Consider the following 23,882-nt stretch of genomic DNA (forward strand, 5'->3'; position numbering starts at 1 on the left):
GACGCAATATGAGTACTACCTCCACACCAGATTCCGGCGCGGACGCGCCTCTGACCCGGCGTCAGCGCCGGGCACTCGAGCGCGCTCAGGAGATGGCTCAGCAGGAGCGGCAGGACGCGTACACCGAGGATTTGCCGGCGATCTCCCAACCACCGGAAGAGCCCCGATCCTCCAGCGCACCATCCGCCGGCGCACCGGCGCTGTCGACCGTCGAGTCAGAGGCTCGGCCCGAGACCCGGGGGCGTTCCGCCGTCCCCTCACAGGACAGCTCTCGGCCCTGGCGACCTGTTGAAGACGGATCGGCATCCATGAGGCCGACCGCCGATGGCCAAGGTGATGATCACCGCGCCGCCCTCCCGGGAGAGCTTCGAGACGACCAGGATGACGATCTGGAGCATCCGGGTGGAGGCCTGCTCGACGAGAGGAACGCTCCGGAGACGACGCCGCCGCGGCGTACCCTGCGCGGTCCGCTGGGCAGCATGCCCAGGGGGCCCCTGGCCGTCGCTCTGATCGGTATTGTCATCCTCGCGATGATTCTGGTACCTCTGGCCGTCGACAAGTTCGTCACCGGCAGGTACGGCCCGGATGCCAGCCCCGTTGCCCAACAGACCGTGCTGGACGGGAACGCCCCCTTGAATCAGCTACTGACGATCAGCGGACGACTCGGCTCGGGCTCGGCCCCCTCCATCGCACTGGCCAACGAGGCCTCCCTGTCTGCTCCCAGCTCTGTCCTGACCGACGTCGTCGAGACTGGTCATGGGCGTGTGGTCTCGGAGGGCTCGCCGGTGATTCTTCAGGTCTCCCAGTTCTCCGGCCTCGATGGGCGCAATACGACCGGCAACGCCGACGGCTACAAGCTGTGGCGGAACATGCTGAGCCCCGCTGCGGGGGACTACATCAACGCAGCGGTTTCAGGCCAGCGCGAGGGGACTCGCGTCGTTCTTCGCGCTCCCGCCGAGGACTCGAGTACGGCTGAGATCACCATTGTCGACATCCTGCCCACCACAGCGACCGGGGAGACGAAGGAGCCCGCCCCCGGCACGCCCGCCGTTACAGAGGGGGAGGACGGCTCCATCACCGTCAGCAGTGCCGGCCTACCGGTGCCCACCCGCGCCGCCACAGCGATCCTCATCAAGGGCACCGGGCCTCAGATAGGTTCCCAGGACAAGGTTATCGTCCGCCGCACAATGGTCAGCTGGGCCACTGGCCAGGCCTTGGGGGAATCGACCTTCGGCTACCAGAATCTGCCCAAGCGCATCGATATGAGTGATGCATTGGTGGGCGTCTCCCAGAACCTGGTCGACATCACGGTCGGCTCGCGAGTGGTGCTCTCCCTGCCGGCGGAGCAGGCGAAGGGGACTGAACCCGTCGTCGTGGTCATTGACGTCCTAGCCATTGACAATGACTCCGAATCATCTGCGGGATAATCGAGTGGTGCGCAAACCGTCGCCCCAGTCCTCAGCATCTCCTCGCCCCACCACCCAGGATCATTCATGAGCGTTGCCATCCGTATTATTCCCTGTTTGGACGTCAAGGACGGTCGCGTCGTCAAAGGCGTGAACTTCCAAGGCCTCAAGGATGCCGGAGATCCGGTGGAGCTGGCCGCGCGCTACGACGCCCAGGGAGCCGACGAAATCACCTTCCTGGACGTGTCGGCATCGCATGAAGGACGCTCCACCATGCTGGACGTGGTGTCCCGCACCGCGGAGCAGGTGTTCGTCCCGCTGACCGTCGGTGGGGGAGTGCGTTCTGTCGGAGACGTGGACCAGCTTCTGCGGGCGGGCGCGGACAAGGTCGGCATCAACACCGCCGCCATCACTCGTCCCGAGCTGCTGGCGGAGGTGGCGCAGCGCTTCGGCAACCAGGTGGTCGTCCTATCGGTGGATGCGCGGCGGTGCCCGCCCGGTGTCACGACCGCCTCAGGTTATGAGGTCACCACCCACGGAGGACGCACCTCAACCGGTATCGACGCCGTGGACTGGGCGGTCCGGGGAGCGCAGCTCGGGGCCGGAGAGATCCTTCTGAACTCCATGGACGCCGACGGCGTCACGGGGGGTTTCGACACCGAGATGATCGACGCCGTCCGCGAGCAGGTCCGAGTCCCGCTCATCGCCTCCGGTGGCGCCGGGCGCCCCGAGGACTTCGCGATCGCGGCCGGTCACGGCGCCGACGCCGTTCTGGCCGCCTCGGTCTTCCATTACGGAACGATGACCATCGCTGAGGCGAAAGAAGCCCTACGAAACGCAGGCCACCCGGTGCGTTGAATACATGGAGGACGAGAAGAAGAGCCTTCCTAGCAGAACGATGAACCTGGATATACGTTCAACACCTATGTTCATCAATCACTACCAGTATGGAGAATAATCATGAGCTACATGGGCGCCTACCCCAGCGACCCGTACAACCAGCAACCCGGTGGTTACGGCCCCGGAGGCGGGTTCGGCCACCGGCCCAACGAGAAGAATGCGTTTGGCGGCTGGGCTCTTGGCCTGGGTATGGTCAGCGTCTTCTGCGGTATTGGCCCTCTCGCTGCCATCCCTGCGATCATTGTGGGGTTCCTCGGGGTGCTGGCGGCGAACGAGGGGCGTGCTACCAACAAGGGAATGTCCATCATCGGCATCGTCATGGGTGTGCTCGCGATCATGCTGACGATCATCGTCTTCTCCTCCGGTTTGTACCAGAACATTGAGGATATATTCGAGTCCTACTGAACATAGTGAGCTGTTCCATGCGCCTTGCCGTATGAGCCTCGGGCTGGTTATGCAGTGGGATGCTGCTCGGATGAGGTCGATGGGGCGTGGTCCCCATGGGGATGGGACGCCCTCCTTGCGACTTGATGCGCTCGGTCATGTAGTCTGCCTGGTGTACTTCGCTCTTTGGGAGGAATAATGAGCGACATGATCCCTTATCAAGCGGATCCTTATCGGCAGGGAAGTGCTGGCGGCCAGGATTATCTGTCTGCTCAAGGGTATCCTCTCCCTGATGGAACAGGCTTGCCCGGTGGTCAGGCCGGATATTACAGCGCCGATTACTCAAGTGGTTGGTCCGACCCGTACCTGGCATCGCCCGGGAGCCAGGGTATTCCCTACCCGGGAGCGGCTCCGCAGATGTACGGTCAGCCCTACAGCCAGCAGCACCCTTACCCGCAGGCTCCTTATGGGCCTTACACGCCCTATGGTCCGGGCTCGTACTGGTGCGGGGCCTACGATCCGCGCCGCTATGAGGCCAATGCGCTGGGCGGGTGGGCGCTCGGGCTCGGTATCGCCAGTATATTTCTGTTCTGCTATTTTGGCGCGCTACTTGGAATCCCTGCGATCATCGTAGGTTTCAAGGGAATGCGTGCCGCCGATGAAGGGCGTTCCACTAATAGAGGAATGTCAATAGCTGGGATGATTCTGGGAAGCATAGGAACGGCGATCAGCGTCATCTACATAATAAGTTTCCTCATTTTGTACCTCAGTACAGTGTAGATCTGGAGACTGGTCGACAGAACATGGCTAAGAGCATCTATCGGGGCGGTGCACGTACCGCTCTGGGCAGTCGGGTCGGGCTGGGACTTCTCATGGCCCTCTCCTCGGTGCCGGGCGGCCTCATCTTCCTGCGGGCGCTGACGCTGCCTCGCGGTTCCCCGGGGTTTCCAGACCTCTGCCCCCTCCATCGGCTCACCGGGTTGTGGTGTCCCTTGTGCGGTGGCACGAGGGCGACTCGGGAGCTCATCCGGGGCGACTTGTGGGGAGCGCTGGGCTACAACCCCTTCGCTCTCGTCGTGGAGACGGTGGCGGTCTTCCTGGTGGTGCGCTGGCTGCTCGCCTCGTCTCGAGGCCGGCGCCGGCAGTTCATCACGGGCAGAGAAGGCATCCTTCTTGGCGCGGGCTGTGCTGCCTTCGCCGTAGTGCGCAATCTGCCCGGAATGTGGGTCTACCTCGGGCCGCTGCTCGGACCTCCGGGGTGATGGGGGCCTGATGTGCATAATGCAGTCGTGACTCTCGATTCAGGCATCTCCGCACGTCTCAAGCGCAACGCCGATGGTCTGGTGTGCGCCGTCGTCCAGCAGTACGACTCGCGTGAGGTTCTCATGGTGGGCTGGATGGACGACGAGGCGCTCCGACGTACCTTGACCGAGGGGCGCGTGACCTTCTGGTCGCGATCTCGGCGTGAGTATTGGCGCAAGGGAGACACCTCCGGGCACGCGCAGTACGTCAGGGCTGTCCACTTGGACTGCGACGGAGACGCCCTTCTGGTGGAGGTTGATCAGGTCGGAGCCGCCTGCCACACCGGCGAGCGCAGCTGCTTCCTGGCCGGGGGCGACCTGGGGGCGCGGCCAGGCGAGCGGCCCGACTGAACTCTCCGCGGTGAACGCCGCTCAACGATTTGCAACAGACGGCCTCAGGCCGTCACGATGGATACGGACAGGCGCCCTCCAGGAGCGCCCGCGGGTGAGATCGAGGAGGTGCGTGATGACCTCGTTCGAGGCGATGGCGGCCGACGCCAGGGCGGCTGCTGACCGCCGGGCTTCGCGCGTCCCATTGGCTCGCCTGCGAGAGTCCTCGCGCCTGGTCCCCGGAGCCATCAGCGCCCTGCCAAGCCTGCGTACCGACGACCGGGCGGTTACGGTCATCGCGGAGGTCAAGCGATCCACCGCCACTTTCGCGGACCTCAGCGGCGTCGGCGATCCCGGAATGCTGGCCTGCTTCTACGCCGCAGGTGGCGCCGCCAGCGTCTCGGTGGTGACCGGTCCGAGCAGCACCCGCGGTTCCCTGAAGGATCTGGATGCCGTCAGGGCCGCCGTGGATCTTCCCGTCCTCGCCAATGATCTCGTGGTCACCCCCTACCAGGTGCACGAGGCCCGGGCTCACGGCGCCGACCTGCTCATGCTCGATGCCCGCCTTGAGGCCCTGGTGCTCGAAGGTCTCATTGAACGAGTCCACTCCCTGGGGATGAGCGCCGTTGTGAGGGCCCGCACTCGACGCGACGCCCTGATCGCAGTCGAGGCCGGCGCCCGCATCATCGCCATCGACACGCGGGACCCCGATACCCTGGCCGTCGACTGCGGTCTGTTCGATCAAGTCACCGACGTCCTGCCGGCTCAGGTCGTCCGTATCGCCGCCGGGGGAGTGCGGGGTCCCCATGACGTCATGAGTTTCGCCCGATGCGGAGCCGATGTCGTCCTCGTCGGCGAGGCCATCATCCGTTCCACCGATCCTCAGCAGTTCGTTGCTGAGCTGGTTGCCGCCGGTGCCCACCCGGCACTGATTCCCTCCGCCCACCGAGAGGTCCTCTGAGTGCCCGTCACTACGCTTTCCACCATGGTGTCCGCGATGTCAGAGACGTTTGCCGGTCTGCCGAGCCCTTCGTCAGGTGTCTGGCACATCGGTCCCATCCCGATCCGGGCCTACGCGCTGTGCATTCTTACCGGCGTTTTCGTGGCCGTGTGGTGGTCCGACCGGCGATACCGGGCCAGAGGGGGCCGGCCGGAGATCGTCCTCGATATCGCTATCGTGGCGGTTCCGTCCGGAATCGTGGGTGCCCGGCTCTACCACGTCCTGTCCTCGCCCGACGACTACTTCGGTCCGAACGGAGACCTGTCCCGCATCCCGCAGACCTGGTTGGGGGGACTGGGTATCTGGGGCGGCGTCGCGGGCGGTGTTCTGGCCAGCGTGCTTGTCATGCGCCATCGCGGTCTGCGCGTCGCTCCACTGGCCGACGCCGTGGCCCCGGCGCTGCTGGTGGCCCAGGCGATCGGCCGGCTGGGCAACTGGTTCAACCAGGAGCTCTACGGCGCCCCGACGACCCTGCCCTGGGGACTGCGGATCGACGACGCTCACCTGCCGCCCGGATCCAGCTATCCGCCCGGAACCCTGTTCCACCCGACCTTCCTCTATGAGGCCCTGTGGAACCTTGCCGGGGCGGCCCTTCTGGTGTGGATCGGAAGAAGGATGCTGGCCCGCCACGATGCCACCGGAGGCAGGCTCATGTGGCTCTACCTCATGATCTACACGGCCGGTCGAGGATGGATCGAGATGCTGCGCATCGATGAAGCCGAGACGATTCTCGGCCTGCGGCTGAATGTGTGGACCTCTATCGTCGTCTTCCTCGTCGGTGCTGTCGGACTGGCCATCACCTCGCGGCGTCCTCTCAGCGATGCCATCGAGAGATCGGGGGAGGGGCCGGAGGAGGGCTCCTCGGAAGAGGACTCATCCGAAGAGGCCTCGGCTGATCAGCCCTCCGAGGATGCTTCACCGCCCGAGACCGACGCCGAAATGAGGGCCTCCCACACAGGTGCCTGAGCCTGCCGTTCAGGTGCTCGGCGCCCGCTGAACTCGAGGTCAATGCGGGTGAGGATCGTCGCAACCTGACAAGCGCCGGGATTCGTCCTCGTGCGCGAGGCCCAGTGTCCCGTATCCTAAGCCCATGCGTAGAGCCAAGATCGTATGTACCCTCGGACCCGCCACCGATTCCCCCGAGCAGGTGCAAGCGCTGGTGGACGCCGGCATGAACGTCGCGCGCATCAACCGCTCCCACGGCCGCGCCGAGGATCAGGAGGAGGTCATCGCCCGAATCCGTGAGGCCGCAGCCGCCTCCGGTCGAGCCGTCGCCATCCTGGTCGACCTTCAGGGCCCCAAGATCCGCCTGGGCCGTTTCGTCGACGACCAGAAGGTTATGCTCAACAAGGGCGACGAGTTCACGATCACTATCGACGACGTACTCGGTACCGTCAAGCGCGCCTCCACCACCTTTAAGGGACTGCCCGGCGACTGCCGCCCCGGCGACCGGCTCCTCATCGACGACGGGAACGTCGCCGTGCGCGTCGTGGCCGTTACGGACACCGACGTCGTCACCAAGGTCGAGGTTCCCGGATACGTGTCCAATAACAAGGGCATCAACCTGCCCGGTGTCGCCGTCTCCGTTCCGGCCCTCAGCGAGAAGGACCGTGAGGACCTGCGCTGGGCGCTCAAGATCGGGGCGGATCTCATCGCCCTATCCTTCGTGCGCGACGCCGACGACATCAAGGACGTCCACGAGATCATGGACGAGGTGGGCGTGCGCATCCCGGTTATCGCCAAGATCGAGAAGCCCCAGGCGGTGGAGAACCTCTTCGACATCGTCTCCACCTTCGACGGCATCATGGTGGCCCGCGGTGACCTCGGTGTGGAGATGCCGCTCGAGGCCGTCCCCCTGGTGCAGAAGCGCGCCATCGAGCTGGCCCGGCGTCAAGCCAAGCCGGTCATCGTGGCCACCCAGGTGCTGGAGTCCATGATCCAGAACCCGCGCCCCACCCGCGCTGAGGCGTCGGACTGCGCCAACGCGATTCTCGACGGCGCCGATGCCGTCATGCTCTCCGGAGAGACCTCCGTGGGCGCCTACCCCATCGAGGCCGTGCGTACCATGGCCAGCATCATCGAGAACGTCGAGGAGCACGGTGGCGAGCGTATTCCCGGCCTGGGTTCCTACCCGCAGACGCGCGGCGGGGCCCTGACCCGTGCCGCTGCCGAGATGGGGGAGCATCTGGACGTTACCTACCTGGTGACTTTCACCCAGTCCGGTGACACGGCCAGGCGACTGTCGCGCCTGCGCTCGCCCTTGCCCCTGCTGGCCTTCACGCCGCTGCATGAGACGCGCAATCAGCTCGCAGTCTCCTGGGGCGTGCAATGCTACGAGGTCCCCGAGGTTCAGCACACCGATGAGATGGTGGCGCAAGTCGACGAGATCCTCCAGGACAAACATCTGGCGCAGCCGGGCGACACCGTCGTCATCGTGGCCGGTATGCCTCCGGGCACCCCGGGCTCCACCAACTCGATCCGTGTTCACACGGTCGGCGAGACGGTCGACTACAAGGCCTGAGCACCGGCTCCGATCCGTCGAGGGGTCTCCCGCTTATCACCGGGAGACCCCTCGCCCCGGTTCAGGACGACCCTGTTCCGGCACCTGCTTCCCATTGAGAAATCGGTGGGGCAAGGGATCCGCCAGGCGGAGTTTCCCGGTCACAGCTTCATCGCCGTAGCCACCACTGGGGAGTCAGGTCGGCAAGCGTCATCGTCTTCCCCGCGGCGTAGTCGATCATCACCTCGATAGCGCCGAACTTGCTTGGCATCAGCTGCGTCATCATTTCCCGACACGCTCCACAAGGCGGACCGGTACAGCCATCACGCATGATGGTCAGAACACGCCGAATCGTGTCCTCGCCGTTGGTGATCATGTTGAGTATCGCGTTGCGCTCGGCACAGATTCCCAGTGTGCAGGCCGTGTCCACGCAGACGCCCGTATAGATTCTTCCGGAGGACGACTCCACTGCAGCGGCGACACCGCCCGCCTCGATATATGAGGACACGTTACGAGGATGCTGAACAGCCTTGGCCGCTTCGTACAGTGAGACCCACGTCGTCGTGCTCAAAGGTGTTCTCCATCTGACCCGGTCTGTCCTGGGGCGGGATCGGGATAGGGGCTTGCTGGTACCTCCGGTGGGATTCGAACCCACAACACTCCGATTTTGAGTCGGATGCCTCTGCCAATTGGGCTACGGAGGCACGCCGCCCGCTCTGCGGGGGCGCCATCAGCGAGATCATACTAGGATCACAGCCGTGAGCAATGAGTCCAGCACCACCAGGTCCCGCCGGGTGCTCGTCGCTGAGGACGAGACCCTCATCCGACTCGACATCGTCGAGACCCTCACCGACGCAGGATATGAGATCGTCGCCGAGGCTGCAGATGGGGAGGAGGCCGTCCGCCTGGCGGATGAGCACGCCCCTGACCTGTGCGTTCTCGACGTTAAGATGCCGGTCACCGACGGCATCACGGCGGCGGAGAGGATTCTTGAGAAGCACAACTGCGCCGTCGTCATGCTGACGGCCTTCTCACAGACCGAGCTCGTGGAACGGGCCAGCGCCGCCGGCGCCATGGCCTACGTGGTCAAACCCTTCACTCCGGCGGACCTCATTCCAGCACTCGAGGTCGCCATGTCTCGACATGAGGAGATCCTCTCGCTGGAGAGTGAGATTTCCGACCTCACCGACCGCTTCGAGACCCGCAAACGCGTTGACCGGGCCAAGGGCCTGCTCATGGAGCGTATGGGATTGAGTGAGCCGGAGGCTTTCCGATGGTTGCAGAAGACCTCCATGAACCGGCGCCTGACCATGCGTGAGGTGGCTGACGCCGTTATCGAGCAGGTCGGTGCCGCCAAGAAGGACTGAATGCGTCCGTATGCGTCCGTCCCGGTGTGTCAGGTGAGCAGGCTGCGAAGCGTCCCCACAGCGATTGTCCGCTCGTCTTCGTCAGTCACCGTTACCTGGTAGACCACGGTACGACGTCCGCGGTGCAGGGGGGTGGCCGTGGCCTTCACCCAGCCTCGGGTCACGGATCGCAGATGGCTGACCGTTAGCTCCGCCCCGACCGGGATCGCGCCGTCGGCCGCCGCACGTGCTGCTACGGAGGCGGCCGTCTCGATGAGCGCAGCAGTGGCACCGCCGTGAAGTATCCCTACGACCTGGCGAGCTCCCTCGACGGGCATCCGAACCTCGGCCCTGCCCGCGTCACGGGTGACGACCTCCATCCCGAGCGTCTCCATGAGTGTCCCCTCCTCGCTGTCCTCCAGCACCGCGTGCAGTGCGGAGGAGGCGGAGACGGCCGAGCCGGCGGGACGAGGATCCGGGTACGGGCGCCGGGCCGGGTCCGGAAAGGCCACGGCCGCCGCACTCGCCCCGGAGTAGGAGGCCGCAGTGACACGGCCCACGGGCCCCAGCGGGCCCACGATCGCAGGCGAGTTGGAGGAGTCGGCGGACCCGACCGTTTCCGCCGGGGACTCGGCGGAAACGGAATCATCAGGCCTGCTGGACTTCAACGAACCGGAGGGGGCAAGAGGCGTGGAGGACGCGGGAGGGGCCGGGGAGCCGGGAAAAGCCTGGGAGTCGAAGGTCTCTCCTCCGGATGCGGCAGAGCGGGACGAGTCGGACTGTTGAGGGCTCATGGGCCTAGGCTGGCACGGTGAGCACCACCGCGACCAGCCCTGCGACGAGCCCAACACCTCAGAACCCCTCGGACCCAGTTCCCGGACGCCTCCTTCTTGTCGACGGTCACTCCATGGCCTTCCGCGCGTTCTACGCGCTACCGGTGGACAAGTTCACGACGTCCACCGGTCAGTCCACCAACGCCGTCCACGGCTTCGTCTCCATGTTCCTCTCGCTGATGGAGAACGAGCGACCCACGCACGTCGCGGTCGCCTTCGATCTGCCGGGCGGCACCTTCCGCTCCGAGGAGTACCCCGAATACAAAGGAACCCGTGACGAGGCTCCCCAGCCCTTCATCGGACAGGTCGAGCTCATCCAGGAGGTCCTGGACGCCATGGGGGTGAAGGTCTTGACGGCCCCGGGCTACGAGGCGGACGACATTCTGGCCACTGTGGCCGCCTCGGCGCAGGGCGAGGGAATGGAGGTCCTCATCTGCTCCGGAGACCGGGACTCCTTCCAGACCGTCACCGATCAGTGCACCGTGCTCTACCCTGTCAAGGGAGTCTCGAAGCTGCGTCGCACGACGCCAGAGAAGATCGAGGAACACTACGGGGTGACGCCCGAGCGCTATCCCGAGCTCGCCGCCCTGGTCGGCGAGAGCAGCGACAACCTTCCCGGGGTTCCGGGCGTGGGCCCCAAGACCGCGGCCAAGTGGCTGAACCTCTATGACGGCCTCGACGGAGTCATCGCCCACGTAGACCAGATCAAGGGCAAGGTCGGACAGTCCCTGCGAGACCATCTCGGCGACGTGCTGCGCAACCGCCGTCTCAATCGCCTACTCACCGACCTGGACCTGGGGGTCGCTCCCGGGATCGATCTACGCGTCTTGGGGGCCGACCGCGCCTGCCTGGCGCGCGTCTTCGAGGCTTTGGAGTTCCGCACTCTGCATCAGCGGGCACTGCGCATCCTGACCTTCACCGATACCTCCGATCACGCGGAAGCCGCTGCAGGGCAGGAGTCCGGGTCTCTGGGGGCGCTGGACGACTTGGAGATCGTCTCACTCGGTCACGATCTTTCAGCGGGGAATCTGTCCCAGTGGTTGGATGCCCGCCTGTCGACGTCCGGCGGGCACTGCCTGCTGGGAGTCGACGTCGTTGGAGTCCTCAAGCCTGTGGAGGGCGATGCCATGCTCGTCTCGCTGTCCGACGGCGCCCATGCGGTTGCGATCGATCTCGCCGAGATCCTGCCCGAAGACGAGGCGGCCCTGGCCAGGGTCCTGGCTGATGTCGACCGGCCCAAGCTGGTCGCCGACGCCAAGGGCAGCTGGCACGCTCTGACCGCCCGGGGACTGAGGCTGGACGGCGTTGTCGCAGACCCGTCACTGGCAGGATATCTGTGCCGGCCCGAGCAGCGCAGCTACGACGTCGACACTCTCGCCCAGCGCTGGCTCGGAATCGACCTTGCAGCCATCGGCGAGGAGAAGACGGACACGCGCGAGGGCCGGAGCGAGTCCCAGAGCGCCTTCGACCTGGAGGCCCTCGCCTCTGACGCCGTGCCCGTCGCCCACCTGGCCAGTGCTCGCCGGGCCGCCGTCCTGCTCCCTCTGCAGTCCGTGCTCGACGAGCAGATGGCGGCCCGCGACGCCGTGGGGCTGTTCACCGATCTGGAGATGCCCGTGGCCGCGAGCCTCACCGTCATGGAGAACGCGGGTATCGCCGTCGACGACGCCGTACTCGCGGCTCGCGAGACCGAGCTCGATGCCCGCGTGACTCACGCCGCCGAGGGCGCCTACGCAGCCGCCGGGCGAGAGCTCAACCTCTCCAGCCCCAAGCAGCTCCAGGCCGTCCTGTTCGACGAGCTGAAGATGCCCAAGACCCGCAGGACCAAGACCGGCTACACCACGGACGCCGATGCCCTGGCTGGGCTCTACGCCAAGACCTCCCACCCCTTCCTGGAGCACCTTCTCGAGCACCGCGACGCCATCAAGCTGCGGCAGACGGTTGAGGGACTGCGCAAGGCGACCCAGGCCGACGGGCGCATCCACACCACCTTCCAGCAGACCATCGCCGCCACGGGGCGCCTGTCGTCCACCGATCCCAACCTGCAGAACATCCCGGCCCGCAACGAGGAGGGAATGCGCATCCGCGAGGCATTCACCGTCGGCGATGGCTACGAGTGCCTTATGACGGCGGACTACTCGCAGATCGAGATGCGCATCATGGCGCATCTGTCCGGCGATCGCGCGCTGATCGAGGCCTTCCGCAGCGGAGAAGACCTGCACCGCTACGTCGCCGCCCTCGTCCATGGCATCGAGGTCGACGAAGTCACCGCCCAGCAGCGCAGCCACGTCAAGGCCATGAGCTACGGACTGGCCTACGGCCTGTCCACCTTCGGACTCGCCCGTCAGCTCGGCATCGACAATGCCGAGGCCGCCGACCTGAGAAACGCCTACTTCGCCAGGTTCGGGCGGGTTCACGACTATCTGGAGTCCGTGGTGGAGCAGGCGCGTCGCGATGGCTACACCCAGACGATGTTCGGCCGTCGCCGCTACCTGCCCGACCTCACCAGCGACAACCGTCAGCGTCGTGAGATGGCCGAGCGGGCGGCCCTCAACGCCCCCATCCAGGGCAGCGCGGCCGACATCGTCAAAAAGGCCATGATCGACGTCGACCGTGTGCTCAATGAGCAGGGGCTCGCCAGCCGCATCCTCCTTCAGATCCACGACGAACTCCTGGTTGAGGTCGCGCCCGGGGAAACCGGATCCGTCGAAGCCCTCCTCGAGGATCAGATGGGCGGGGCGGCCGAGCTCTCGGTCCCCCTGGACGTCGCCGTCGGGCGGGGGCGCACCTGGCGCGAGGCCGCCCACTAGAACCTCCTCGGAGTCGTCGATCCGCCCTGAATAACTCGTTGATATGCGAACGAGATCGTCGCGTCACCCTTTCGATACGCAGTTGTCAGACGACGTGATCGATTGCACGTACTTACGGGATAATGCTTGAGGATCGTCTAGTTACGGATTCGTCACGTGCTGCTAAGGTTCACTCGTGCGCTCCTGGGCGTCTCCTATGAGAGTAATCCAACCAGGGTGATGAATTGGTCCGGGCCGGTTCGCCATCATGGGGAGCGCGCGGTTTCTATCAACCCGATCCAACTATCCGCATTCGGAGCATCCACTCAATGACAACCACTACGCCCAGCCCCGCCCCGGTCGCCGTCAACGACATCGGCTCGACCGAGGAGATCCTCGCCGCCGTTGACGAGACCATCAAGTACTTCGATGACGGCGACATCGTCGAGGGCACTGTTGTCAAGGTCGACCGCGATGAGGTCCTCCTCGACATCGGCTACAAGACCGAAGGCGTCATCCTCGCTCGCGAGCTGTCCATCAAGCATGACGTCGACCCCGACGAGATCGTCTCCGTGGGAGACGAGATCGAGGCTCTTGTCCTGCAGAAGGAGGACAAGGAGGGCCGTCTGCTCCTGAGCAAGAAGCGCGCGCAGTACGAGCGCGCCTGGGGCACCATCGAGCGCATCAAGGAGGAGGACGGCGTCGTCACCGGCTCCGTCATCGAGGTTGTCAAGGGTGGTCTCATCCTGGATATCGGCCTGCGTGGCTTCCTCCCGGCCTCCCTGGTGGAGATGCGTCGTGTACGCGATCTCCAGCCCTACGTCGGCCGCGAGCTCGAGGCGAAGATCATCGAGCTGGACAAGAACCGCAACAACGTAGTCCTCTCCCGCCGCGCTTGGCTCGAGCAGACCCAGTCCGAGGTCCGTACCAACTTCCTCCAGACCCTCCAGAAGGGTCAGGTCCGCTCCGGTGTCGTTTCCTCCATCGTCAACTTCGGTGCCTTCGTGGATCTGGGCGGCGTCGACGGCCTGGTCCACGTCTCCGAGCTGTCCTGGAAGCACATCGACCACCCCTCCGAGGTCGTCGAGGTTGGCAACGAGGTGACTGTCGAGGTCCTGGACGTCGACTTCGATCGCGAGCGTGTCTCCCTGTCGCTCAAGGCGACCCAGGAGGACCCGTGGCAGGCCTTCGCCCGCACCCACGCCATCGGTCAGGTCGTTCCCGGCAAGGTCACCAAGCTGGTTCCCTTCGGAGCCTTCGTTCGTGTCGAGGACGGCATCGAGGGCCTGGTCCACATCTCCGAGCTGGCTCAGCGTCACGTCGAGGTGCCCGAGCAGGTGGCCAAGGTCGGTGACGAGGTCTTCGTCAAGGTCATCGATATCGATCTGGAGCGTCGCCGTATCTCCCTGTCGCTGAAGCAGGCCAACGAGGGCGTCGACCCGGCCTCCGAGGACTTCGACCCCAGCCTCTACGGCATGGCGGCCGAGTACGACGAGCAGGGTAACTACAAGTACCCCGAGGGCTTCGACCCTGAGACCAACGAGTGGCTCGAGGGCTACGACGCTCAGCGCGAGGCCTGGGAGGCCGAGTACGCGGCGGCTCACGCCCGTTGGGAGGCCCACAAGGCTCAGGTCGCCAAGGCTCTGGAGGAGGAGCAGGAGTCCGGCGCGCCGGCGGCCCCCGCGGGCAACGCCTCCTACTCCTCGGCTCCGTCGGAGGCCTCCGGCACGTTGGCCTCCGATGAGGCCCTGGCCGCCCTGCGCGAGAAGCTCACCGGCAACTGAGCAACTGTATTGCGTCACTGATCAGTGGCATCCTTTGAGGGTCTCCGCCTGCACCGCAGGCGGAGACCCTCAGGTGCTGGTGCCTTCTCCCCATCGCCCGGATAATGCCGCCGTGCGAGGCTGGGAACGGGGCTGATGCTCCCTGCTCCCCGGAGCAGGACGATTCGTACGCGACGACCGATGGAGACGGATATGAGCTGTTGGGACGACATTGCCCGTGCTCTGGAGGATGTCGACCCCGTCTGCCCCAGTCGTGCTGGCACTGCGGCCCTGTGGAAGACGATCACGGCTGACGCCCCCGGGGGGCCAGATCCGAAAGGGGCGCCCGATCAGGTGGTGCGGGCACTGTCCGCTGTCGATCGGGCGTGGCTGGTCCAGCTGGGCCAGGACCCGGATACGAGCAAGGAACAGCTGGAACAGGCGATCTCCTTGTGCCAGAACCTCAGGGCGGCCCACGGCTACTCGACGCTCCCGCTGCGCTACGCGAGGGTGGAGCTCTCCGCTGTCCTCGGCCAAAGAGACGAGGCTCTCGAACAGCTCCGCGAGGCGAGACTGTTCTCCTTCGGTAAGACTGATACCGGTGCGGTGCTGGCAACCGCTCGTATGCACGACGACTACTCCGGCGTCATCAACACCACAACCGCAGCGCCGAACCGTGTCGACGTCGACCCGGTGGAGACCGCGCAGGGGCTGGGTGCGGTCCTGGTTCCCTATCTGGCTCACAAACGACTAGTGGAGGCCGAGGACGCATTCGCCTCCTTGAGCCAGCTTCACCTGCCCGATGCAGCCTTGCTTCTGTCCTTCGGCGACAGGCTCGAGTACCTCGGCCTGTCATCCCAGTGGCAGCGAGCCATCGCGCTCATGCGCCACACCAACTTGAAGGGCGCGTCCGAGGCGTCTGCCTGGCGACTGATGAACACCGCCGTCGGCCTGGCCCTCGTCATGAGGGAGGCGAACAGGGCCGACTACGGCAATCGTGCTCTAGGCACCTCGTTGACCTGGAAGACCCCTTGGGGGGATCTGGAGCTGACAGCTTGGGACACGGTCGCCCACGCCTACGACGTCATCACCAGCTTCGCTCGCGGCATTGCCGTTCGATTCGATACCCGTAACGGCAACAACGGTGTCTCGTACCGGATCGAGATGAGGATGGCTGCGGAGGCAGCGGGTCTGGCCAGCAGATCCTATGGGACGGTGACGAGTGCCGTCCCGGCCGACCGTTCCCGGCTGCGCAACCAGGGAGCTCTGCTCAAGGAGGTCCGCGAGCTGCTCACCCTGTCGCGCGGCTACGGCATGGAGTCGGTACGCCAACGAGCCATGTCGACGGCGGAGACCGTGAGCGCCTCGCTGTCCGATGTCGTGGACGACTCCGCCCTGGAGCTGGTCGTCGATCTCCGCCTCGCCTTCGGCCGGCTCCTGGCAGCACTGGGCGCCAACGAGCGGGCGGAGAAGGAGCACCTCGACACGGCGGAGCTGAGCCTGAGCCAGGGGTGGACGGAGACCTCCTGCGCTGCACTGGCCCTGGCGTCGCACGCCGCTCAGGCGCGCGGCGACAACGCCGCCAGCCGCCGCGCGTGGCAGCAGTGCCTGGAGGCGATGACCACCTGGCCGATGAACCGTCCAGGGGAGCGCTGCGGGATACTTGTCGACGCCGTCGGCGATCCTCTCATTGCGGTGCAGGTTCTCTCCGCACTGGCGGAGGTCCTGGTTGAGGGGGTCGAGGAGGACAACTCGCGAGCGCCGATCGTCCGAGAGATCATCTCGCGGGCATCGACCCAGGTCTCCCGTTGCGTGCGTCCCCCGCGCCGGGCGGCAGAGGCGCTGGCGCGGGTCGAGGAGCGCATCGCGCCCTACGGGCGGGGCCGAGGAGGGAGAAGGCGCCCGGGCTCTTCCACGACGATCAAGGCCGGTGACCAGGACATCTCGGCGCCCGTCTGAACGTCCCGGCCGCATTCGCCGCCACGGGCGCCGGGAATGAGCTGGCCCTCGTCAGGCGGGGCACGGCATGATGGGGTCATGCGCCACACACCTGCCGCCCAGACCACTCGCCATCCTGCGGACCGCGCTCTGCGTGTGGGGCTGACGGGGGGCATCGGGGCCGGTAAGTCCACTGTTGCCGCGCTATTGGAGGCACGCGGTGCAGTCGTGACCAGTGCTGACGAGGTCTCTCGCGATGTGGTCAGCCCCGGAAGCGATGGTCTTGCGGCGGTCGTGGCTGAATTCGGGGACGGCGTCCTCGCCTCCGATGGCTCGCTCGACCGCAGCGCCCTGGGGCGTCTGGTCTTCTCCGACGACCTGAGCCGCGCGCGCCTGGAGGAGATTCTTCTGCCCCTCATCGCGGCCGAGGCATGGGCCCGGATGGAGACGATTCCGGCTGGGCGGGTGGCGGTGTACGACGTCCCTCTGCTTGTCGAGGGGCAGATGCAGGACATGTTCGACCTCGTTGTCGTCGTCGAGGCGGACCTTGAGCTGCGTCTGAAGCGACTCGCGCAGCGCGGCATGGACCGGGAGCACGCCCTTGCCCGCGTCGCTTCGCAGGCGACGGATGAGGAACGACGGGCTGTGGCCGACGTCGTGCTGTCCAACTCCGGGTCGATTGATGAGCTGGAGGCGGATGTCGACAGGCTCTGGACCACCCGGATCATGGCGCCGGAAACCATTGCCTGACAACGGGGGAGGCCTTCCCATCGGCTGATATCGCGCAGACCCCTACAGTGGGTTGAGGAGCCGCGGCGTCCCGACCGCCGTCGGGTCGGACGCATTAGTCGTACGAAAAGGAACCGTCATGCCTCGATCACCGATGGCCGCCCCCACTCGTCGAAGCCTCCTGCTGCTCGGGAGCCTCACAGGGGTCGGGATGCTCGCGGGCTGTGTCGTCATCCAGCGGCCGAACCGGGAACCGAGCGAGAAATCGAGCCCAGAGCCGAGCAGGCCGTTGTCCAAGAAACCGGTCCTGTACCTCTACCCCTCAACGACGACGGATCTCTCGGTGAGTCTGGATTACAAAGGGACGCTGACATACACCTATCCGACGCCGCAGACTCAGGCGGATGGTCGCGTCACGTGGCAGGTGACGGCATCTCCCAACGGGGACATCACTGACGCCACGGGGCGGCACTACCCGTCACTGTTCTGGGAGGGGGAGGAGCCCACCGCCTTCGCTCAGGATGAGGGCTTTATTGTCGATGCGGATGCGGCCACCGGTTTCCTGGAGGAGAAGCTCTCCGTCCTGGGCCTCGACCAGCGTGAGGCGGCCGAGTTCATCACCTTCTGGGGGCCGCGGATAGCCGAGCGGGGCAGAGCCCTGGTCACCTTCGCCACTGACGAGTACGCTCGCCGCGCCGTCTACCGCTTCACAGACACCTCCTCCGGCGCCGAAATCGTCCCGGAGACGTTCATCCGGGTCTACGTCGTTATCGGAGAGGTGCCTCAGACGCCGGTTCCGGAACAGGAATTGGCGCCCGCGCCTGCTCGAACCGGATTCACCGCCGTCGAGTGGGGCGGAACCGAACGGTAGAGCCGGCGGGCGCACTCAGCCCAGTCGGCTGCTACGCCGGGAGGCTGCGCGAGCAGGGCCGAAGGCGCCGACGATGGACGCGGAAACAGCAACGATGAAGGCCATGAAAGCTCCTTGAATCGGGGCGGGCGGACAGGGAACGAACGGGGATTGAGACCCACGAAAGTGAGGCCAGGACACATTGGCGTCCTGCCCGCACCACCGTAATAGGTGGATCCGATTTAATGGTTCCTAAGCGGACACAAGGACGTATCAGCGTGATGACGGCATGATTCCAGGGAGGTGAAGGGGGCGGTCGAACCGTCGGAGCCCTCGGAGGCGCAGGCAGGGCCGCGTAGTCTGGAGGCATGCGTCCCGTCACCGAGCTCCAGCGCGCTGCCAAACCCTTCGAGGTCGTCAGTCCCTATTCGCCCAGTGGTGACCAGCCCACGGCGATCGCCGAGCTGACCGAGCGCCTCCAGGCGGGGGAGAAGGACATCGTCCTACTGGGCGCCACCGGAACCGGGAAGTCCGCGACGACCGCTTGGCTCGTCGAGCAGGTCCAGCGTCCCACCCTCATCCTGGAGCCGAACAAGACGCTGGCCGCTCAGATGGCCGCGGAGTTCCGCGAGCTGCTGCCGAACAACGCGGTGGAGTACTTCGTCTCCTACTACGACTACTACCAGCCCGAGGCCTACGTCCCTCAGACGGACACCTTCATCGAAAAGGACTCCTCCATCAACGACGAGGTCGAGCGTCTGCGGCACAGCGCCACCAATTCCCTGCTCACCCGCCGTGACGTCGTCGTCGTATCCTCCGTGTCCTGCATCTACGGACTGGGTACCCCTCAGGAGTACGTGGACCGGATGACTCCCCTGGAGGTGGGGCAGCAGATCGACCGGGACGAGCTTCTGCGACGCTTCGTGACGATGCAGTACACCCGCAATGACATCGACTTCACCCGCGGTACCTTCCGGGTACGGGGGGACACGGTGGAGATCATCCCGATGTATGAGGAGCTCGCCATCCGCATCGAGTTCTTCGGCGACGAGATCGAGGCCCTGGCCACGCTCCACCCCGTGACCGGAGACGTCATCGACACCGCCGAGCAGGTCTTCGTCTTCCCCGCCTCCCACTATGTGGCAGGCCCCGAGCGCATGCAGAGGGCCATCGAGGGCATCGAGTCCGAGCTCGCCGAGCGCCTGGCCCAGCTCGAGCGCGACGGCAAACTCCTGGAGGCCCAGCGCCTGCGCATGCGCACCACCTACGACCTGGAGATGCTCCAGCAGATCGGCATGTGCTCAGGGATCGAGAACTACTCCCTGCACATCGACGGCCGGGAGACCGGCACCCCGCCCAACACCCTCCTGGACTACTTCCCCGAGGACTTCCTCCTGGTCATCGACGAGTCGCACGTGACCGTCCCCCAGATCGGCGCCATGCACGAGGGGGACGCCTCCCGCAAGCGCACCCTGGTCGACCACGGGTTCCGCCTGCCCTCTGCCCTGGACAACCGGCCCCTGACCTTCGCCGAGTTCGAGGACCGCATCGGACAGACCGTCTACCTGTCGGCCACCCCCGGGGACTACGAGACCCAGAGATCCGACGGCGTCGTCGAGCAGATCATCCGGCCTACCGGGCTGGTGGACCCCAAGGTGGTCGTCAAGCCCACCGAGGGGCAGATCGACGACCTGCTCGAGGAGGTGCGCACCCGTGTCGAGCGCCAGGAGCGCATCCTCGTGACCACCCTGACCAAGCGCATGGCAGAGGACCTGACCACATATCTCGCCGAACGGGGTGTGCGCGTGGAGTACCTCCACTCCGACGTCGACACCCTGCGGCGCGTCGAGCTCCTGCGCGAGCTGCGGTTGGGGCGCTTCGACGTGCTGGTCGGTATCAACCTGCTGCGCGAGGGCCTGGACCTTCCGGAGGTCTCGCTGGTGTCCATCCTGGACGCGGACAAGGAGGGCTTCCTGCGCTCGACCCGCTCCCTCATCCAGACCATCGGGCGCGCCGCCCGCAATGTCTCCGGCGAGGTCCACATGTACGCCGACACCATCACCCCGGCCATGGCCGAGGCCATCGAGGAGACCGAGCGGCGACGCATCAAGCAGCTGGCCTACAACACCGAGCACGGCATCGACCCCCAACCGCTGCGCAAGAAGATCGCCGACGTCACCGATATGCTCGCCCGTGAGGACGTCGACACCGCCGACCTCCTGGCCGGCGGCTACCGGGGCCATGAGGACCCCTCGGTGCGGGCCCGGCGCAAGCAGACGGCCGAGGCCACGGTGCGCGAGAAGCTCGCCGGGGCAGCGCAGGGCGACCTCGTCGAGCTCATCAACGAGCTCACCCAGCAGATGCACGCCGCGGCCGAGGAGCTCCACTTCGAGCTCGCCGCCCGGCTGCGTGACGAGATCCAGGACCTCAAGAAGGAGCTGCGCGCTATGCGCGCCGCCCAGTGAAAAAACACTGCAGCTTACCTCACGCCGTCTTTTAGGACTTTGGTCTTGGAGTGGGGAAGGAAGGCTCGCGACTCTCTTGAGGGAATATCCAATATTCACTCCATCTTGTTGTGTGTTGACGCGAGACTCTTGTAGATATGCAGCGTGTTATGCGTGTTGCAGATTATCTATTAATAGGTTGCCAAGTCTTGTCCTCTCCTTAACGTGACCATATAGTGATTGTGTGCCGCACCACTGTTGTTGCGAGGGAGTGTGAGTGGACATGGCTGAGCTCGACACCGATGTCGCTGACGGAGAGGGCGGGCGGGTTGCCTCCGGCAAGGTGTCGTTGGCCGCGCTGACCGCACTTGGCATCGGATCGATGATCGGGGGCGGGATCTTCGGTTTGCCACAGCAGATGGCCGACGCCGCAGCGCCCGGGCCGCTTATCATAGGATGGCTCATTACGGGTGCCGGCATGCTCATGCTTGCCTTCGTCTACCAGCGGCTGGCCATCAACCTGCCCGAGATCAATGCCGGTGTCTACGGTTATGCTCGTGCCGGCTTCGGCAATCTCGTCGGATTTTCATCCGCGTGGGGGTACTGGTTATCAGCCTGGATCGGCAATGTTGGCTATCTTGTGCTGCTCATGGCCTCATTGGGCGTCTTCCTGCCCGGATTCGGCAATGGTAATACTGCACTTGCCATCGGGATCGCCTCAGTCGTCATGTGGATGTACCACGCCCTGATCCTGCGCGGCATCCGAGAGGCCGCCATCATCAACGCCATTGTGACCGTCGGCAAGGTTCTACCGCTGATCGTCTTTGTCCTCATCGGTCTGTTTGCTTTCAAGCTCGATATTTTCACTCACGATTTCTGGGGAGCCGGTGTCGGCACGGGGTTTGGTGCGGTGGTTGCCCAGGTCAAGAACATGATGCTGGTGACGGTGTGGGTGTTCATTGGCGTTGAAGGGGCATCGGTGTTCTCCGAGCGGGCCAGAACGCGTGCCGATATCGGCAGGGCAACAATCCTGGGCTTCCTCTCTGTCCTGGCCCTTCTGCTCGCCGTCAACATTCTGTCCTACGGCATAGTTCCTCGTTCCGAGCTCGCCAAGCTGGGAGACCCCTCCCTGGCGGGGGTGCTTGAGGCGGCAGTCGGTCCATGGGGGGCGAAGTTCATCGCCCTGGGACTCATCGTCTCCCTGGTGGGGGCCCTGCTGTCCTGGTTCCTCATGCTGGCCGAGATCATGCGTGTTCCCGCTCAGGAGGGGCTCATGCCCTCGTTCCTGGGCCGCGAGAACGCTAAAGCCGTGCCCGTCAACGCCCTGTGGCTGACCATGGGGCTGGTCCAGCTCTTCCTCATCTGGACCTACTTCAACGCCTCGACCTACACGCGCCTCATCCACCTGGCCTCCGCTCTCATCCTGCTGCCCTATCTCCTGTCCGCCCTATTCCAGGTCCTCGTCGCCGTCAGAGACAGGTCTCGGGGCGGGCACTTCGATCTCGTCGTCGGCGTTCTGGGGTCGGCGTACGGTCTATGGCTGCTCTATGCCGCCGGTCTGGTGTACCTCCTGTACACGGCCATCTTCTACCTGCTGGGCCTGCCTTTCTACATCTGGGCGCGGCGTGAGCAGGAGGCCAAGGTCTTCAATACCGCCGAGTGGGGGCTCGTCGTGCTCTTCGCCGTCATGTCCGTCTACGCCGTCTACGGACTGGCAACCGGTGCGCTGAGCCTGTGACCGCCATTCTCAACCATCTCCCTGTCATCTATGACCCACCGTTTTCGGCAGCATTTAATCGCGTTGCCACGACTTGGAAAGAGGAACAATGACCGAACAGAAGCACGGAGTCTATTCCGAAGTCGGCACACTGCGACGTGTCATGGTGTGCCGGCCCGGTCGCGCACACGATCGTCTCACTCCGTCCAACTGCCACGATCTGCTCTTCGACGATGTCTTGGACGTCCCCAAGGCTCAGCGTGACCACGATTTCTTCGTCGAACTCATGCGCGAGCGTGACATCGATGTCCTCGAACTGCGTGATCTGCTCGCCGATGTCTTGGACATCCCCGAGGCGCGCTCGTTCATCCTGGGCCGACGCGTCAACCACGCCACCATGGGCGTGGGCGTCGCCGAGGACCTGCTGGCTTGGTTGGAGGAGATGCCCTCGGCCGAGCTCGGCGAGCTCCTTATCGGCGGACTCGTGTCCGACGAGGTGCCCACGGACGTGTTCGGCAGCTGCATCTCTCCTTTCCACGTTAACAGCGACGACCCCGAGATGCTCATCGCCCCCCTACCCAACACCCTGTTCACCCGTGACAACTCTGCCTGGATCTACGACGGTGTCGAGCTGTCCCGGATGTTCTGGGGCGCCCGTCGACGCGAGGTTCTCCTGCTGACCGCTATCTACCGCTACCACCCGATGTTTAAGTACGACTACAACGTCTGGCTGGACACGGTCGACAAGGACATGGGGCACACCTTCATCGAGGGCGGAGACATCATGCCGATCGGCAAGGGCATCGTCCTGGTCGGCATGGGTGAGCGCTCGACCTTCCAGGCCGTCAGCCAGATCGCCAAGTCGCTGTTCGACGCTGGCTCGGCTGAGCGGGTCATCGCCGCCCGCATGCCCAAGGAGCGCGCCGCGATGCACCTGGACACTGTGTTCACGGTGTGCTCCGAGGATGTCGTGAACGTCTATGAGCCGGTCGTCCGGGCCATGGATACCTTCTCCCTGCGTCCCGACGAGACCGAGCGCGGCGGCATCAAGGTCACCTACGACGAGGGCTACTTCGTCGACGTCGTCTCCGAGGCCCTGGGCGTCAAGCTCACCCCGGTCATGTCCACCGCAGGACGCTACGGGGCCGAGTGCGAGCAGTGGAACGACGGCAACAACGTCGTGGCCCTGTCCCCGGGAGTGGTCGTGGCCTACGACCGCAACTACTCGATCAACGCCAACCTGCGCGCTGCGGGCATCGAGGTTCTGGAGATCCCCTCCAGCGAGCTCGGCCGCGGTCGCGGCGGCGGACATTGCATGACCTGCCCGATCGATCGGGACCCGGTCTACTGACCGAGCCGGCTTCGGAGTACAGACGTTACGGTCATGATGGTGATGGCGTTGCCGCCTCCGGGGAACCCCAGTCGGGTGGCGACGTCATGCACCCCACACCTGCGCGACGGGCCACTCCATGTGCCCGTACCGGTTAGCACGTTAGACTCTCGGACGTTATACACGGAGGGGAGTACTCCCAACCAACGGCGACGTCGTCATCACGGTGGTGCGGGCACACGCGGTCCTGCGTTCCCGGCGTCGCGGCCAGAGCGGCACGAGCCTTGAGCGCCGGCGCCCGTGGCGGGAGGAGACCTCCGGT

The 23,882-nt window shown here is 65.2% G+C and carries 20 protein-coding genes and 1 tRNA gene; 18 read left to right on the forward strand and 3 right to left on the reverse strand.

What is annotated here, in order from left to right:
* Positions 1 to 8 precede the first annotated feature (8 nt).
* The 9 genes from HMPREF0975_RS04055 to pyk all read left to right on the forward strand — a co-directional run bounded on the left by HMPREF0975_RS04055 (position 9) and on the right by pyk (position 7,842).
* Positions 9 to 1,427: a hypothetical protein gene (locus HMPREF0975_RS04055; RefSeq protein WP_232212460.1), complete on the forward strand. Its 1,419-nt coding sequence runs from the start codon at positions 9 to 11 to the stop codon at positions 1,425 to 1,427.
* Positions 1,428 to 1,493: 66 nt separating this feature from the next.
* A complete protein-coding gene (hisF, locus tag HMPREF0975_RS04060) occupies positions 1,494 to 2,264 on the forward strand; it encodes an imidazole glycerol phosphate synthase subunit HisF (protein WP_009232868.1) in 771 nt (256 codons plus the stop codon).
* 102 nt (positions 2,265 to 2,366) lie between these two features.
* The gene (locus tag HMPREF0975_RS04065; protein ID WP_009232869.1) at positions 2,367 to 2,711 is read left to right on the forward strand and encodes a DUF4190 domain-containing protein; all 345 of its coding nucleotides are present in this window, start codon (positions 2,367 to 2,369) and stop codon (positions 2,709 to 2,711) included.
* Positions 2,712 to 2,888: 177 nt separating this feature from the next.
* Complete coding sequence (locus HMPREF0975_RS16610; RefSeq protein ID WP_009232870.1) at positions 2,889 to 3,470, forward strand: DUF4190 domain-containing protein; 582 nt, start codon at positions 2,889 to 2,891, stop codon at positions 3,468 to 3,470.
* Positions 3,471 to 3,562: 92 nt separating this feature from the next.
* Positions 3,563 to 3,952 carry a DUF2752 domain-containing protein gene (locus HMPREF0975_RS04075; RefSeq protein WP_049939481.1) on the forward strand — a complete coding sequence of 130 codons (390 nt, stop codon included), beginning with the start codon at positions 3,563 to 3,565 and terminating at the stop codon, positions 3,950 to 3,952.
* 27 nt (positions 3,953 to 3,979) lie between these two features.
* A complete protein-coding gene (hisI, locus tag HMPREF0975_RS04080; RefSeq protein WP_009232872.1) occupies positions 3,980 to 4,342 on the forward strand; it encodes a phosphoribosyl-AMP cyclohydrolase in 363 nt (120 codons plus the stop codon).
* 115 nt (positions 4,343 to 4,457) lie between these two features.
* Positions 4,458 to 5,282 carry an indole-3-glycerol phosphate synthase TrpC gene (locus HMPREF0975_RS04085; protein WP_009232873.1) on the forward strand — a complete coding sequence of 275 codons (825 nt, stop codon included), beginning with the start codon at positions 4,458 to 4,460 and terminating at the stop codon, positions 5,280 to 5,282.
* Between the two features lie 36 nt (positions 5,283 to 5,318).
* Positions 5,319 to 6,287: a prolipoprotein diacylglyceryl transferase gene (lgt, locus tag HMPREF0975_RS04090; protein WP_232212461.1), complete on the forward strand. Its 969-nt coding sequence runs from the start codon at positions 5,319 to 5,321 to the stop codon at positions 6,285 to 6,287.
* 124 nt (positions 6,288 to 6,411) lie between these two features.
* A complete protein-coding gene (pyk, locus tag HMPREF0975_RS04095) occupies positions 6,412 to 7,842 on the forward strand; it encodes a pyruvate kinase (protein ID WP_009232875.1) in 1,431 nt (476 codons plus the stop codon).
* Positions 7,843 to 7,990: 148 nt separating this feature from the next.
* Here the strand turns inward: pyk and HMPREF0975_RS04100 are convergent, their stop codons facing one another.
* The gene (locus HMPREF0975_RS04100; RefSeq protein WP_009232876.1) at positions 7,991 to 8,392 is read right to left on the reverse strand and encodes a cytidine deaminase family protein; all 402 of its coding nucleotides are present in this window, start codon (positions 8,390 to 8,392) and stop codon (positions 7,991 to 7,993) included.
* Positions 8,393 to 8,448: 56 nt separating this feature from the next.
* Positions 8,449 to 8,525, reverse strand: a tRNA-Leu gene (locus tag HMPREF0975_RS04105).
* A gap of 54 nt (positions 8,526 to 8,579) precedes the next feature.
* Here HMPREF0975_RS04105 and HMPREF0975_RS04110 point away from each other — a divergent pair.
* Positions 8,580 to 9,188, forward strand: coding sequence for an ANTAR domain-containing response regulator (locus HMPREF0975_RS04110; protein WP_009232877.1), 609 nt, complete (start codon positions 8,580 to 8,582; stop codon positions 9,186 to 9,188).
* 29 nt (positions 9,189 to 9,217) lie between these two features.
* On the opposite strand, the gene HMPREF0975_RS04115 is transcribed toward HMPREF0975_RS04110, so the two are convergent.
* Positions 9,218 to 9,835, reverse strand: coding sequence for a PaaI family thioesterase (locus HMPREF0975_RS04115; protein ID WP_442852327.1), 618 nt, complete (start codon positions 9,833 to 9,835; stop codon positions 9,218 to 9,220).
* A gap of 143 nt (positions 9,836 to 9,978) precedes the next feature.
* Here HMPREF0975_RS04115 and polA point away from each other — a divergent pair, with 143 nt between their 5' ends.
* From polA to HMPREF0975_RS04155, 8 genes are all read left to right on the forward strand, one after another.
* Positions 9,979 to 12,810: a DNA polymerase I gene (gene polA / locus HMPREF0975_RS04120; RefSeq protein ID WP_049939431.1), complete on the forward strand. Its 2,832-nt coding sequence runs from the start codon at positions 9,979 to 9,981 to the stop codon at positions 12,808 to 12,810.
* Positions 12,811 to 13,118: 308 nt separating this feature from the next.
* On the forward strand, positions 13,119 to 14,573 hold the full coding sequence (rpsA, locus tag HMPREF0975_RS04125; protein ID WP_009232880.1) for a 30S ribosomal protein S1: 1,455 nt from the start codon (positions 13,119 to 13,121) through the stop codon (positions 14,571 to 14,573).
* Positions 14,574 to 14,765: 192 nt separating this feature from the next.
* Complete coding sequence (locus tag HMPREF0975_RS04130) at positions 14,766 to 16,511, forward strand: hypothetical protein (protein ID WP_009232881.1); 1,746 nt, start codon at positions 14,766 to 14,768, stop codon at positions 16,509 to 16,511.
* Between the two features lie 78 nt (positions 16,512 to 16,589).
* Positions 16,590 to 17,240, forward strand: a complete 651-nt coding sequence (gene coaE / locus HMPREF0975_RS04135; protein ID WP_009232882.1) for a dephospho-CoA kinase — start codon at positions 16,590 to 16,592, stop codon at positions 17,238 to 17,240.
* Between the two features lie 118 nt (positions 17,241 to 17,358).
* The gene (locus HMPREF0975_RS04140) at positions 17,359 to 18,090 is read left to right on the forward strand and encodes a hypothetical protein (RefSeq protein WP_009232883.1); all 732 of its coding nucleotides are present in this window, start codon (positions 17,359 to 17,361) and stop codon (positions 18,088 to 18,090) included.
* Positions 18,091 to 18,437: 347 nt separating this feature from the next.
* Positions 18,438 to 20,534 (forward strand): excinuclease ABC subunit UvrB, encoded by a 2,097-nt coding sequence (gene uvrB, locus HMPREF0975_RS04145; RefSeq protein WP_009232884.1) that lies wholly within the window; start codon positions 18,438 to 18,440, stop codon positions 20,532 to 20,534.
* A 262-nt stretch (positions 20,535 to 20,796) separates the two neighbouring features.
* Positions 20,797 to 22,251: an arginine-ornithine antiporter gene (gene arcD / locus HMPREF0975_RS04150; protein WP_009232885.1), complete on the forward strand. Its 1,455-nt coding sequence runs from the start codon at positions 20,797 to 20,799 to the stop codon at positions 22,249 to 22,251.
* A gap of 88 nt (positions 22,252 to 22,339) precedes the next feature.
* Positions 22,340 to 23,581, forward strand: a complete 1,242-nt coding sequence (locus HMPREF0975_RS04155; RefSeq protein ID WP_009232886.1) for an arginine deiminase — start codon at positions 22,340 to 22,342, stop codon at positions 23,579 to 23,581.
* Positions 23,582 to 23,882 lie beyond the last annotated feature (301 nt).

Source organism: Actinomyces sp. oral taxon 849 str. F0330 (assembly GCF_000239715.1).
In the GTDB taxonomy this organism is placed as follows: Bacteria; Actinomycetota; Actinomycetes; order Actinomycetales; family Actinomycetaceae; genus Actinomyces; species Actinomyces johnsonii.

Bases quoted from the DNA above. Each gene is read 5' to 3' on its own strand.
- uvrB (WP_009232884.1), top strand. From the start codon at position 18,438: ATGCGTCCCGTCACCGAGCTCCAGCGCGCTGCCAAACCCTTCGAGGTC.
- HMPREF0975_RS04075 (WP_049939481.1), top strand. From the start codon at position 3,563: ATGGCCCTCTCCTCGGTGCCGGGCGGCCTCATCTTCCTGCGGGCGCTG.
- HMPREF0975_RS16610 (WP_009232870.1), top strand. From the start codon at position 2,889: ATGAGCGACATGATCCCTTATCAAGCGGATCCTTATCGGCAGGGAAGT.
- lgt (WP_232212461.1), top strand. From the start codon at position 5,319: ATGTCAGAGACGTTTGCCGGTCTGCCGAGCCCTTCGTCAGGTGTCTGG.
- HMPREF0975_RS04140 (WP_009232883.1), top strand. From the start codon at position 17,359: ATGCCTCGATCACCGATGGCCGCCCCCACTCGTCGAAGCCTCCTGCTG.
- HMPREF0975_RS04155 (WP_009232886.1), top strand. From the start codon at position 22,340: ATGACCGAACAGAAGCACGGAGTCTATTCCGAAGTCGGCACACTGCGA.
- hisF (WP_009232868.1), top strand. From the start codon at position 1,494: ATGAGCGTTGCCATCCGTATTATTCCCTGTTTGGACGTCAAGGACGGT.
- HMPREF0975_RS04055 (WP_232212460.1), top strand. From the start codon at position 9: ATGAGTACTACCTCCACACCAGATTCCGGCGCGGACGCGCCTCTGACC.
- HMPREF0975_RS04085 (WP_009232873.1), top strand. From the start codon at position 4,458: ATGACCTCGTTCGAGGCGATGGCGGCCGACGCCAGGGCGGCTGCTGAC.
- HMPREF0975_RS04130 (WP_009232881.1), top strand. From the start codon at position 14,766: ATGAGCTGTTGGGACGACATTGCCCGTGCTCTGGAGGATGTCGACCCC.
- rpsA (WP_009232880.1), top strand. From the start codon at position 13,119: ATGACAACCACTACGCCCAGCCCCGCCCCGGTCGCCGTCAACGACATC.
- HMPREF0975_RS04065 (WP_009232869.1), top strand. From the start codon at position 2,367: ATGAGCTACATGGGCGCCTACCCCAGCGACCCGTACAACCAGCAACCC.
- coaE (WP_009232882.1), top strand. From the start codon at position 16,590: ATGCGCCACACACCTGCCGCCCAGACCACTCGCCATCCTGCGGACCGC.
- pyk (WP_009232875.1), top strand. From the start codon at position 6,412: ATGCGTAGAGCCAAGATCGTATGTACCCTCGGACCCGCCACCGATTCC.
- arcD (WP_009232885.1), top strand. From the start codon at position 20,797: ATGGCTGAGCTCGACACCGATGTCGCTGACGGAGAGGGCGGGCGGGTT.